General features: G+C 57.6%; 9 protein-coding genes and 1 pseudogene. 5 read left to right on the top strand and 5 right to left on the bottom strand.

Going from position 1 to position 13221, the window contains the following annotated elements; translation table 11 throughout:
- The 4 genes from K1Y02_11510 to K1Y02_11495 all read right to left on the bottom strand — a co-directional run.
- Positions 1–682: HAD family hydrolase (locus tag K1Y02_11510; protein ID MBX7256978.1), on the bottom strand; the 682-nt coding region annotated here is incomplete at its 3' end.
- A gap of 89 nt (positions 683–771) precedes the next feature.
- On the bottom strand, positions 772–1401 hold the full coding sequence (purN, locus tag K1Y02_11505; protein MBX7256977.1) for a phosphoribosylglycinamide formyltransferase: 630 nt from the start codon (positions 1399–1401) through the stop codon (positions 772–774).
- Positions 1402–1610: 209 nt separating this feature from the next.
- Positions 1611–2450, bottom strand: a complete 840-nt coding sequence (dapF, locus tag K1Y02_11500) for a diaminopimelate epimerase (GenBank protein MBX7256976.1) — start codon at positions 2448–2450, stop codon at positions 1611–1613.
- A gap of 113 nt (positions 2451–2563) precedes the next feature.
- Positions 2564–3565, bottom strand: coding sequence for a D-alanine--D-alanine ligase (locus tag K1Y02_11495; protein ID MBX7256975.1), 1002 nt, complete (start codon positions 3563–3565; stop codon positions 2564–2566).
- Positions 3566–4010: 445 nt separating this feature from the next.
- Between K1Y02_11495 and K1Y02_11490 the strand changes: the two genes are divergently transcribed.
- From K1Y02_11490 to K1Y02_11480, 3 genes are all read left to right on the top strand, one after another.
- Complete coding sequence (locus tag K1Y02_11490) at positions 4011–4241, top strand: hypothetical protein (protein ID MBX7256974.1); 231 nt, start codon at positions 4011–4013, stop codon at positions 4239–4241.
- Between the two features lie 253 nt (positions 4242–4494).
- Positions 4495–6801, top strand: coding sequence for a hypothetical protein (locus K1Y02_11485; protein MBX7256973.1), 2307 nt, complete (start codon positions 4495–4497; stop codon positions 6799–6801).
- Between the two features lie 247 nt (positions 6802–7048).
- Complete coding sequence (locus tag K1Y02_11480) at positions 7049–8650, top strand: hypothetical protein (protein ID MBX7256972.1); 1602 nt, start codon at positions 7049–7051, stop codon at positions 8648–8650.
- 74 nt (positions 8651–8724) lie between these two features.
- On the opposite strand, the gene K1Y02_11475 is transcribed toward K1Y02_11480, so the two are convergent.
- A complete protein-coding gene (locus K1Y02_11475; GenBank protein ID MBX7256971.1) occupies positions 8725–10008 on the bottom strand; it encodes a Gfo/Idh/MocA family oxidoreductase in 1284 nt (427 codons plus the stop codon).
- 102 nt (positions 10009–10110) lie between these two features.
- Here K1Y02_11475 and K1Y02_11470 point away from each other — a divergent pair.
- Together K1Y02_11470 and K1Y02_11465 are read left to right on the top strand one after the other, a co-directional pair.
- Positions 10111–10257 (top strand): annotated as a pseudogene (locus tag K1Y02_11470) (hypothetical protein).
- Positions 10258–10686: 429 nt separating this feature from the next.
- On the top strand, positions 10687–13182 hold the full coding sequence (locus K1Y02_11465) for a hypothetical protein (GenBank protein MBX7256970.1): 2496 nt from the start codon (positions 10687–10689) through the stop codon (positions 13180–13182).
- The last annotated feature ends 39 nt before the right edge of the window (positions 13183–13221 follow it).

Below are 13221 nucleotides of genomic sequence, written 5' to 3'. Positions count from 1 at the left end.
ATTCCGGGCTTCCGCATCGAGCAGCCGCCGGCCCGGGAGACGCAAGATGAGCCAAGGCATATTGGGTCAGCTCGTTCAACGAATCGAAGACGGCCTCGGGGCCAAGAGCCACCAGTTCCTCGCGCGTATTGTATCCCGTCGTCACGCACAGACAGCGCGTTCCCGCAGCGCGCGCAGCTAACACATCGAAGTTCGTGTCGCCGATGAAATACAGTTCTCGCGACGTGACACCCAACATCTCCGCGCTGCGCAGCACGGCTTCGGGATGTGGTTTCGGGTGCGTGATGTCGTCAGGCCCTAGCCGGGTCGTGAAATACTCGAGCACCCCCAGGTGATTGAGGATTACTTCGCAAAAACGGCGTTGCTTCGAACTGGCAAATCCTATCGTTAGTCCTGCCTCCGAGAATTGGCGCAACGACTCTTCCGCCCCTGGCAACAGAAACGTCTTCTCCCGGCAGACCGTATCGTAGTACGCACGGTAGATGAGCGCGCACTCGTTTGGGTCGGTCTTTGTGAACTTCTCGAATTGCTGTTCCAGCGTAAAGCCGATGCTCTTAACGACCGCATCGCGCGGGGGCCGTGGTTGCTCCAACACATCAAACGTATGCATAAACGACTCCACGATCGCTTCCGTAGAGTCAATGAGCGTTCCATCCAAATCGAAAACAACGGACTTAATCACGACATCTCTCCAATTCTACAAAGTGAAAGTTCTTGGGGAAGGGGTCTGGGGAAACCCTTTCTTTCAAGAAAGGGTTTCCCCGGTTCTCTTCAGAGTACTCTCACGCGGCGGCCTTCCACGCGCACCCGGCCTTCCGCAATGAGTTGAATGGCCTTCGGGTACAACTCACGCTCCTTCGCTTGAACCCGCTCCGCAAGCGTATCGGGCGTGTCATCCTCCAACACAGGGACCGGCTCCTGAAGGATGATCGGACCTTCGTCATACTTCGCATTCGCGAAATGCACCGTGCACCCCGACACCTTCGCGCCGTAGGCCAACACCGCCTCATGCACATGATGCCCGTACATGCCCTTGCCGCAAAACGCAGGGATCAATGCGGGATGCACGTTAATGACGCGGTTCTCAAAATCATCCGGAATATCCAAGAGACTCATGAAACCGGCCAGCACGACCAGATCCGCATCGTGCTTGCGCACTTCCGCCCATATCGCATCGCTGAACGACGCCGTATCCGAATATGCCTTTCGCGCAACCAGCGCAGCAGGGATGCCATGCTTTCTCGCGCGCTCCAACCCATACGCATCTGCGCGCGACCCCACCACGCACACCACACGCGCGGACAGTTCACTCTTCTCTATCAAATCGATGATGTTCTGAAGCGTGGTCCCCGACCCCGACAACAAAACGGCAATGCGAATGGGCGATGCAGTCACAATGATTCCCCGAAAGTTGATAAGCGGCAGACCTCAGCCGGAAATAGAGTAGCACGGTTGCGGGTTCCGGCAAAAACGCAGCTAATTGACCACCCTTGTTGTGGCCGGGTCTCCTTGCCGGACAAGCCCAATCGGCCACCGTTAGCCTCGCTACCTCTTTCGATAGGGAATGGACTTGCGCAACGACAAGCTCCGGTCGTATCAATAGGTGCCCGCTACCCCTTCCACACCCCCGAATACGCCTCCGTTGCGGGGCCTTCCTGGTAGACAAAACCGTCTTCAGCCCATTCGATGGTCAGCACGCCGTAGACGAGGTGGACGTTCACTTTACGATCGACGCGATTCGTAATCATCGATGCGAGGGCCGAGCCGCAGGAGCCGCTGCCGCTGGCCATCGTGATTCCGCTGCCGCGCTCCCAGATGCGCATGACTATGTTCTGGCGATCCTTCACCGTCACAAACTCGACGTTGGTGCGCTTGGGAAACTTGGGGTGGCATTCGATCTTCGGACCGATTTGCGCGAGAGGAACTGCGGTGGCGTCCTCCACGAAGAAGACCGCGTGCGGGTTGCCGACGTTGGCACACGTCACCTTCATGATCGTGCCGTCAACGTCGAGGTCTTCTTCAATGACCCGGCCCGGCCCGCCGATCATCGGGATCTCTGCCCGATCAAAACGCGGAATGCCCATGTTTGAGCGGACGCGCGTCACGACGCCGTTATCTACCGTCAACGTCACGCGATTCGGACCTCCGAGCGTCTCGATGACGAAATCGGTTTTGTCGGTCATCTTCCGTTCGTAGACATACTTCGCGAAACACCGGATACCATTTCCGCAGGTCTCGGCCTCGCTGCCATCGGCGTTGAAGATGCGCATGGCGAACTCGCCGCCCTTCTGCCCGGGCAGTATCAGGATGATCCCATCCGCGCCCGCGCCCAAATGGCGGTGGCTCATCTTCCGCGACAGCTCCGCGGGGTCATCAATGCGGTGCTTGGCGTCTTCAATAAAGAGGTAATCGTTTCCGAGTCCGTGCAGTTTGGTGAATTCGATGTTCATTGAATGGCTACTCACTCTTCTTCCATGTCTTGTTGCTTTTGTACAACGTCAAATTTGCGCAAATCGTCACTTGAAACTCCACAGCGCAATGCGCACGCGGGAAAGGCATGTTCTCACGTATGCGCCTTGGCCAGCGCATTCTCCACCAACAGTGACGTCAATTCTGCAAACGGAATCCCCGTGGCGGCCGCCGCCTGCGGAAACAGCGACGTTTCCGTCATACCAGGAAGCGTGTTCACCTCAATCCACATCGGCTGGTCGCCGTCAAGAATCATGTCGCTACGGCTCAAACCGCTGCAACCGATGACGTTATGCACGCAAACCGCCATCTCTTGCGCGCGCTTGGTGGCTTCCGGCGAAATGCGCGCAGGCGTAATCTCTTTGCACGCACCCGGCGTGTACTTGGCGTGATAGTCGAAAAACGTCGAATCCACGGGGCAGATTTCGGTCAAAGGCAACGCCCGTGGCGGCTTGCCGGGCTCCACGTCCAACACGGAACACGTAATCTCGGGCCCCTTCACGAACTTCTCCACCAGCACGCGGTCGTCGTAGACAAGGACATTCAGCAACGATTTGCGGAAATCTTCGGCATTGCGAGGTATGGCCATGCCCAGGCTCGATCCCTGGCACGGGCTCTTGATTAGGCAAGGAAACCCTATCTCGCTTTCCACACGCGCAAGTACGGTATCGGCGTTGGCGTCCCATTCGGCGCGGTTCAGCACAAAATCCTTCGCAACGGTCACGCCTGCCTGCCGCACGACCGCCTTCGAATGAATCTTGTCCATGGCAAGCGCGCTGGCCGCGCACCCCGATCCCGTGTAGGGAATCTTCAGATAATCGAGCAACCCCTGAACGCGCCCGTCTTCCCCATAAGGTCCGTGCAGCGCGATAAACACGCAATCCACCTTCTGCGTCAGAAGCAGCGGCAACGCTTGAAACACATCGCGCTGATGTTCCCCCGGAAACTTCCACGTGCCATCCCGCGTGATCACCACCGGGGTAACGTCGTACCGCGCGCGGTCCAGACTTCCCGCGACCATCGCTCCGCTCTTCAACGAGACTTCGTGCTCCGAACTCACGCCGCCCATCAGGACGGCGACATGCGTCTTACTCATAAGAAACTCCCTGCCAAGTGCAGATTTCGAGGTGGAAGCATACCATACGCGCACGGCAAGCCGCCCACCGGCGGGGCCGAACACTCGCTTACGCATTGAATCCGCCCGCACATGCCTAAGTTGCCTGCCGTGCCAGTACCTTTGCGATGCAATTTGAGGTTCGCGATTCGTACCACGCCCCTCGAATCGCCTCAATTGGGGTATATAGCGAAGTTGTCGCCCAATTTGAGTGCGGCATTCCGTTTCAAGATGCAGTCTCAATCCCTGTAATCGTGTGATTTTCGGCATCACGGCGCTTAGGCACGCCATATGCTCTCATCCTTGCGTACCTGGTGACACGGTGTACGACACGATGGACAACACGAGCGCGGAGTCTTATCAATCTTCGTTGATTTCACTCTCGCGCCCACAACAAAAGTAAGCGAACTTACTGGAGGATCCCACAATGACTCGGTGGACAAATTGGGCACTCGCTGCCGCAGTTGCAATTGGCGCCATTGGCCTGACCACTCCCGCGTTTGCGGATGGCGGCGCAAGCGCCTCGAACAAACCCGCGCAGGCCGCAACAAGCCAGCCCGTTCACAAGAAACACATCACGCACAAGAAGCACATGACGTCGACGCAAGCGACCAACAAGTCGCAATCAAACTCTTCCTCCAATCCCGCGAAGAAGTAGTTTGAACCTTGGTACATAGAGCCCCCTCGCTTTTGACGCATGGCGAGGGGGCTTCACATCATGAAGATCCAGGCCTGTCCGGACATGCGAAGTTCCGAGCATCGCTAACGGCAAGGTCCTTGCATACACACGTGAATTGCCCCGCCTCTTCGCGTAGATATATCCCTTGCACGATTCGCCGGTCATGCGATACACTGCGAAGACCCCTCGTTGCGGAAGGGGTCTTTTTTCTTCTACTTGGGTTCGGGGCGCCGTGTACGACGATTTATTCTCGGGGATTGACAGTACTTCGGGCAGTAGACCCCGCGAGGGGGCGTTCGATGCTCAACTCTCATTCCCTGCCCTTTCCGCGGCCCCACCTGAACCCATCGCCAAAATCCGCAAGCGCGACGGGCGCGAAGTATCCTTCGAAACGCGCAAGATAGCCGAAGCCATTTTCAAAGCCGCGCAATCGATCGGCGGCGACGATTTCGATAGAGCCGAGGGCTTGGCGGCAGGCGTCGCCATCTATCTCGCGAAGTCCATGGACGGAGCCATTCCGACCGTCGACCACGTCCACGACGCCGTCGAAAAAGTCCTCATCGAAATGGGCCATGCAAAGACGGGGCTCGCCTACGCGCGCTATCGCGACAAGCGGTCGCGCATTCGCATGCTGCGCCAAGGCGACATCCGGGTCTTGCTCGCGGAACTTGAGGAAGCCGGAAAATCGCAGGGCCGCTCTGAAAGCAGCGTTACCCACTTGCTCAATGTCCGCACGAGCGATGACCGCATGGCTGTCTGGAATCGCGACTGCATCGTTGAAGCCCTGGTCCGCGAGACGGGTATCGCGCAGGATGTGGCATCCATGATTGCCATCGAGGTCGAGAGCCAAATCACGACTGCCAAAGTGACCGCGCTCACGGCGCCCCTGATTCGCGAACTGGTCGACGCCAAGTTGATAGAGCACGGCCTGGAAGACTACCGCTGCAAGCACATGCGCCTGGGCGTGCCGCTCTACGACGCCGAGCGTATCATCTGCGCGCCCAACCACGGCGAATCCGAAGAGGTCCATGATCCCGCCATGACCGACCTCGCGCTGGCAGAACATGTCAAACGAGAGTTCGCTCTGTCCCGCGTATACACGGCGGAAGTCGCCGACTCGCACCTCCGCGGCGATCTGCACATCCACGATATCGGGCACATCGACCGGCTGCACGGAGGACGGCATTGGGTAGAGTTCGTGAAGCGATTCGGAATGGCATTTCGCACGGGCGGCAGGTTTGCCCCGCCCCCACTCCATGCGGAAGCCCTGATCGCCCAGACCGCCCAATTTAATGCCGCGCTCCAGAGTCACATCTCTGGTTACAACTCCTGGGATGCCTTCAACGTGCTGATGGCCCCGTTCCTGGCCGACGCCGACGCGCGCGAGTTACGTAGGCTGGCCCGGTTGCTGGTTTTCGGATTCACTCCAAATAGTCTCGCCCATCGCAGAATGCCCGTGACCGAGATTGGCATCGAATGGGCGATGCCCGATCATCTGAGGCAAACTGAAGCCATCGGCCCCGGAGGTATCCCCACGGGTCGCACATATGGCGAGTATCTCTCCATCGCTCACCGTTTCGCCCTAGAAGTCGTGGAAGCCTTGCAGGAAGGCCATTCTCGGCACCCGCTCAATTCGGGCCTTCGCGCGACCATTCGTATTTCGGAAGGTTTCTTCCGAACCACCGGACATCGGGATTTCCTGACTCGAGCAGTCAGCGAAACGGCCCTGGGCGGCAGACTGCATTTTGTCTTCGACCGCGAACCCCATTGGGATGTGGACTCCACCCTGCAACCTTGGCAGCCCCGGCACATGTGCTTGGGCGTCGTGTCCATAAACCTCCCTCGCGCGGCATATCGCGGTGGGGACATCGAAAACACCCTCCAAGAGATCGAAAATCTCGGCGCAATGGCCGTTCGTGCTCTCGTGGAGAAGCGCGTGTTCACCCTGCGGCTCCTCGCCCTGCGCAGCATTGGCCCCCTGAGCCTGCTTGCCTTCGAACATGCCGGCCGGCGCTACCTCGATATCGAGCAGGTGGGGTGTTCCGTCGGCGTTGTAGGCCTGAACGAATGCGTTCAGTCGCTCCTCGGCATCGAACTCCACTCCGCGGCCGAAGCTGCGGAGCTGGGCCGCCGCATACTGCAGAGCGTTCACAAGGGAATCACTGCCGCCGCGGCCAAGGATCATATCCAGGTTACCATCGCGTCGGTGGAGGAAGAACCGATCATGCGTCGGTTTGCAGCCGTAGACTTGCAGCATTTCCCCGAACAGACCGCCCGGCTGGTCAAGGCCGACCCGCTCACGCAGGACCCCTACTACACCGGAGGCACACGCTTGGCTTGCCGCGCAGGCTTTACCCTGATGGAGCGCGCTCGAAGCGAGGGACAATTCCACGATCTCTTGCAGCCAGAAGCACTTACAACGGTTCCCATAGCCGACTCTGACATCTCCACAGACGCCATCGCCGCTTTCGTCGAAAAAGTGTTCCAGCAAACCCAAGTGCGTCGCCTCGGTTTCAAGCGCTGCCCAGCGCTTTTCTGACAAGATCGCCACTAACTCATTAATATAAAATGACTTGCACATATATCACGCCTGACGTCAGAGCCTTCCGCTCCCACAACAGTTCAATTCATTTTTGTAATGAAGGAACTCTTTCGGCGTTATGGTGATTGAAAGAGACAGGGGGGTGCCCTATACTCCCCAAAGGCACCGTTATGGGTAGTCGTTCTGGCCACACTTTGCGTGCGGCCGGAGGAAAAAAACGGGCAAGAAGGGGTTGTTCACAGTCATGACTTGGAAGACCTATCTCCTGGCAGCGGTCATCGTGACCGCTCTGGTTCCGACGGCTGGAGCCGTCGTTTCACTCGTTGACGCTTCTGGCGTCCAATTCGACATCAACACCGATGTAACCTTCACTACCTCGGTGTCGGCGTCGGGCGCGGCGAAAGAGGCCGAATACACGACTTCCGTGACGGGAGTCACCACGAGTCTGGGCGGCACAACCACCGCACTGCTCACCAACGGCGTAGAAGGCTACGCCGGACTTCTCGTAAACGGCGTCGCCTACAACCAAAACGGCACGGTAACCACCACCTGCGAAGGCGAAACCTCTTTCGTTGACCGGCAAGTGGTATTTGCGCCGCAGACCATCGGCAACCTCACCGTACAACGCAAAGTGTTTGTCCCGGAAGACGATGCGTTTTGCCGGTGGCTGAATGTCGTCCAAAACAACTCGGGAAGTTCCGAAACCGTCACCGTCACGCTCGTCGGAACAATGGGCGCGGGAACCAATACGCTAATCGGCAGCACATCCACCGCGCCCCTCGATACCGCGACGACCTCCGACCGCTGGGTTGTTACGTTCAAGGATTACGACGGGGGCGGCTTATCGAACAGCCCCCGCCTTGGCCATGTCCTCTATGGTCCGGGCCGCCGCATCGCTCCCTCAACGGTCTCTTTTGTCAATAACACGGCAAATGTCTCGTGGGAATACTCGTTCAGCCTGCCTGCCGGACAAACATACATCTTTATGACCCTGCTTACCGCAAAGCCGAGTATCAGCGACGCCGAAGCGAAGTGCAGTGAGCTTTTGACGCTTCCTGAACCCCTGTTTACGTGCATGAGCGCCACGGAAAAAGGGCAAGTGGTCAATTTCGACCTCATTGCTCCAACCGTTACCATCACCTCATCGACGACCGAAACCACTAGCCAGAACCCGATTCCCGTCACGGTCACGTTCAGCGAAAGCGTAACCGGATTCGATGTCACGGACCTCGATATCGGCGGATGCACCGCTCAGGACTTCGACGGCTCGGGCACCACCTATACCTTCGATCTCGTTCCCAACATCTCCGGTCAGATCACGGTCGATATCCCGGAGGGTTCCGCAAAAGACGCGGGAGGAAATCCCAATAAAGCTGCTACCCAATTCAAACGCACAGTCGATACGGCGTCGCCATCGGTAGCGATATCGAGCGTCACCCCCAATCCCAGCAGCATCAGCACGGTTATCCAAGTCCTCGTGACCTTCAGCGAACCGGTGACTGGATTTACTCAGAGCGACATTATCGTCACGGGTGCGCAGTTCCACTCTTCAAATACGTTCAGCGGCGAAGACGCTGTCTACACGTTCAATTTGCTGCCTGTTACCGTAACCGGACCGGTGACCATCACCATTCCGGATAACGTATGTCAAGACGACGCCGGAAACTACAACACCGGCGGATACTATCAGCATGGCGTGTCCCCCGGAGCCTCGTGCTTCGCGAGCGCAAAAGCAGGCAACGTTCCGCTTCAGGCGGGTCTCACGGGCTTGGCCCCGTTGGGATTGGCCGCGCTTGGCTTGGTCCTGGCCGAACTCCAGTCGCGACGCCGCCGCAATCGTTCCTGACGCAACAACAGCGTAAACGACAAAAAAGCGCGCAGACCTTAAATGAGTCTGCGCGCTTCTTTCATTTGACCGGACTACGCGTATACGGGCAACTCATAGCCTTTTCGATATTCCCGCTTGAGCAGCTTATTGGCATCATCGTCACCTACGAAGCTCCAGGAATTGGTGTCAACTGCCAGCGACCGACCCACTCGCGTCGAAATGTTGCCCATGTGGCACATGGTCGCGGAAATTGCCCCTTCTTCGATTGGCGCATTGAGTTTCGACTTGTCGTTCGCCTTCACGCACTCGATGAAGTTGCGAACATGAGTCTCCCACTCGTGGCCACCTCCAATCTGCTTCGGTTCCTCACCCTTAAGCGTGAGAAAACAGCCCTTGCCGCCATCGAACGAAATCGTACCCTTGTCTCCAAAGAACACGGTCCCGTTTTCCATCCCGCCGATCTCATAGTCGCACCACAAGCGCATCTCGTACATGAGATAGCACTCGTCGTACTCGTACATCACAACCTGCGTATCCGGAGTCTCATGATCGTCGTCATAGAAGAGCTGACCACCGGAAGCGCTGACTCGCTTCGGCATGCCCACGCCGAGTCCCCAACGCGCGACGTCCGTTTCATGCACACCGTCGTTCGCAATATCGCCGCATCCATAATCCCAGAACCAATGCCAGTTGTAATGCCACCGGTTCTTCGTGAACGGGTGCACCGGCGCGGGACCAAGCCACATATCGTAGTTCACACCCGGCGGCGGCGCTTCCTCAGGCGCGCGCCCGATAGGAGCCCGCAATTGTTGATTGATCGCCTTGGCCATCCGCACCTTGCCAATCGCGCCTTCACGCAACGCCTGCACCGCCGCAATCACGCCTTTGCCGCTTCGCGCCTGCGTACCGTGCTGCACACACTTCCCCGACTTCTTAGCCGCCTCAACAAGCGCCTGACACTCGTGTACGTTATGACCGCACGGCTTCTCCACGTACACGTGCTTGCCGGCTATCAATGCGGCAATCGCGATCGGCGTGTGCCAATGATCGCACGTCGCAATACTCACACTATCGATAGTCTTGTCTTCAAGAATCCGCCGATAGTCTTCGTGCTTGGCAATCTTGTCCGGGTAAGGCGTGACCGCCACAGCCGCATCGCGGCGCTGGGGGTCCACATCGCACACGGCGACCACTTCGCAGATGTCCATGGCCGCGAAGCCTTTGGTGTGGCGCTTCCCCTGCCCCCCAAGCCCGATGACCGCATGCCGCACACGCTCACTTGCCGCGGCCTTCGCCGTCACACCCGACAACGCCGATGCGGCAGCCAAACCGGCTCCCGTAGTCTTCAAAAACGAACGTCGCGTCAGATTCTCCATGTTCCCCTCCAAACCTCCCCAAGGTTGTGCAGTCGCGTGCGGATCTCTCGCGATTAACTGAAGTGAGTATGCACCACGAGCACCGCCTCAGGCTACACAGCGTCCGGGCGGTGTAACGTGCTGTACATGGACGGCCATGTCAGCATCGTGAATCTTCCGGGCGAATTCCCGATCGGCCTATTGCCCAGACCGTTGTGCCACAATCAACCGTGTAACGTCCTTCGCAGTTGGACTTGCCTGTACGGCTAGGCACTTCACTTTTCAACATGTACGCCGACACTGCAATTGGTCAGTTCACGCCATCCTTGCTGGACTCTGCGCCAACGCCTTTGTGCAGAATTCGCACAAATTCCTTCCTCCCGTCTTTGTTCCGGACTTCACCCCTTCCAATTCACAAATACTGCCCGTACACTCAATCTTCATAACGGGCAGAAGGTAGTACGCAGTCTCAAGATGCCGTCTCGGTAACGGTCGGTGGCAAGGGGCCATGCTGCCCTACAGCATGGACACCATAACCGGGCAAATCGTATACACACGACGCACCTTGAGTGGCGGCAGAATCCGGGCTGGGAGCACGTCATATCCGATCGAAACGGGCGTAATCTGATGATGGGGGCTACTACTTTGAACCACCCTGCATTTCCGTCAAATCAGCGAACATTCAAGTCAGTGATATTCTTGGTCCCACTGCTAGTGATGCTCGCCCCTGTACCTTGGTGTGCCGCCGAGTCCCTAGACGGCGCCGTAGTTGCCTCGAAGCACGACTTCGTTTTGCCAAGCCCCACCAACGAACCTCTCCTGGGTTTGCTGCTTGGAAACGGGGATCTGGGCGCATCAATTTGGGCGGATGGGGAAACACTGGTCTTCACCCTCGGAAAAAACGACGTCTGGGACCGCCGGTTCAACGACACCCATGACAGACCAATAATCACATTCGATGAACTTGTTGAACAGGTAGTGTCCGGCACATGGAACTTTAGCGACCCTAACAACTACTACTGTTCGCAAGCCGTCGAGTTTAATTTCTCTCCAACTCCTAAGCCGGTGGGCCAGGTTCGTCTCACCGGGTTGGGACAGATCTCAAACCTCCACTTGCGATTGGTCGATGCCACACTCACTTTCGATACACCTAACGGGAAAGTGGCTGTCATTATCGAGCGCGCGAGGAATGTCGTGTTCATACGCGTGCCCGCCGAAGCAGCCAAGAAGTTGCAGGTGGATATATACCGTCCGCGCGAGACACTCGACTGGAGCCAGCCATCGCCACCTCCGGCGTCGTTTATGAGTCAACCGTCGAAAGAAAACGCAGCCGACCCTGCCAACGCGCCTCTCGCGCCTCCAGAAACAGGAATTACAGAGGACACATTCTGGGTGCTTCAACGGATTCCCGCAGAACCGACGTACCCCGAAGGATTCTCCGTAGCCGTTGCGGCAATCGTGGACGGAGCCAGGAGTGAACTGTCACAAGAAACGGATCGAGCAGTCTGCAAGATTACTTCGACGCAGAAACCTTGGGTTACCATTGCCGTCGGGGTTCGCACTACGGGTGACGGCGATACAGAACCGGCAGCGGGTGCTTGCCGACTGGCCGAAGATGCGGCAGACGATCCGTGGAAGAAGATCCATACGGCACACGCTGCCGAATGGGCTGAGTTCTGGTCGCGTAGCGCCATAGAGATCACGGCATCCAATGGAGAGAAGGCGCAGGCCAATTTGGCTTCGACTCAAGACGCGGCACTTGCCGAAGAACTGTTCTATCGCAACGTGTATTTGCTTGGCTGTTGCATACGTCCCGGCGCGGTTGCGCCCTCTCTGAACGGCAATTGGATCTGGATGGATCTGGCCCCGTGGCATGGCATTTACATGCTGGACTACAACTTCCAACAGACCTTCTGGCCCACCTTCATTTGTAACCATGCTGATCTTGCGCAGCCCTACTTTGATCGAATCTGCCAGACGTTCCCCATTGCATTGAAAAACACACCTTTCGCTTACGGCAAAGAGGCCGCCGGAGCAACCTTCAACCCGGGCGATTACCCTATCCGCCACGACGGCATGCTCTATGCCGGTTACCTCTTCAATCCCATTATGGAAACCTCCGCGTGGGTCATGCAGCACTTCTGGCACCAATGGCAATACGTCGGAGATCGTGAATTCCTCGAACAAAAGACCTATCCAATGATGGTTGAAGTTGCGCGCTTCTACGAATGGCTTCTGCAACGCACACAGCGCGAGGACCTGGCCTCTCTAGTGCCTAAAGATGGCCGTCTGCACATACTTCCGACGTTCTCCCCGGAGCATTGGGGTACGGTATCGCCAAAATTCGTGAATAACCGCGACAGTGCTTCGGCAATCGCGTTTACCCGCTATCACTTGCTCGCGACCGCGGAAGCGGCGGATGTTCTGGGGCGCGACGCAGAGAAGGCCGCGCGTTGGCGCGCCCTGGCGACGAATCTTTCTGACTACCCCACCTTTGAATCGCCCGAGGGGACGATCTTCGTCGATGTCCGCGACGCACCACCGATTGAGTACAACAATCCGGTGCCCTTGTTCCCTGTCTTTCCGGGCGAAGATCCAACACTCTGGGCCAATCCACGGCAAATCGAAATTGCCCGCCGTACGGCAAAGCTAATCCAGACCAACGGCAACAACAGCATGGTGGCGCTCGGTGTGGAGCGCGCGCGTTTGGGAATCGACGATAGCCTGGCCCAGTTTCTCGCCGACGTGCGCAAGCGTCAATATCCTAACGGAGTGCTCGAAATGGCGCTCGCAGACAAGTGCCCGCGATTCATGAAGTTGGCCATTTTCACCGAGAACTTCGCAGCAGCCGGCGTAGTTGCCGAACACCTGCTGCAGTCACATCCCGACGCCACCGGCAAACCGCTGTTACGCCTCTTCCCTGTTCTGCCAACCGGCATGGACGCCCGATTTGCCGGACTCGTGGGAGAAGGCGCGTTCGAAGTCTCAGCGGAGCGCAAACAAGGTCGCGTCACGGAAGTGAAGATTACCAGCCGTCGCGGAGCGCCGTGTCGTCTTCTGAATCCTTGGGGTACAGAAAAAGCTCGATTGAAAGAGAAGGGCGGAGAGATACAAACACTGGAAGGTAATGTACTCGAGTTCCCGACGCGAAGCGGTAGCTCGTACACCTTGGTCAGCACGGAAAATGTCCAATGACATAGGTGGGCTCGAAGTCAAGTACAAGGGAGACGAAGT

Source organism: Candidatus Hydrogenedentota bacterium (assembly GCA_019695095.1).
Lineage (GTDB): Bacteria > Hydrogenedentota > Hydrogenedentia > Hydrogenedentales > SLHB01 > JAIBAQ01.
This window is presented reverse-complemented; position numbering and strand designations above follow the sequence as displayed.

Excerpts from the sequence above, each read along its gene's own strand:
- K1Y02_11495 (MBX7256975.1), bottom strand. The coding sequence starts at position 3,565 with ATGAGTAAGACGCATGTCGCCGTCCTGATGGGCGGCGTGAGTTCGGAG.
- dapF (MBX7256976.1), bottom strand. The coding sequence starts at position 2,450 with ATGAACATCGAATTCACCAAACTGCACGGACTCGGAAACGATTACCTC.
- K1Y02_11480 (MBX7256972.1), top strand. The coding sequence starts at position 7,049 with ATGACTTGGAAGACCTATCTCCTGGCAGCGGTCATCGTGACCGCTCTG.
- K1Y02_11475 (MBX7256971.1), bottom strand. The coding sequence starts at position 10,008 with ATGGAGAATCTGACGCGACGTTCGTTTTTGAAGACTACGGGAGCCGGT.
- K1Y02_11490 (MBX7256974.1), top strand. The coding sequence starts at position 4,011 with ATGACTCGGTGGACAAATTGGGCACTCGCTGCCGCAGTTGCAATTGGC.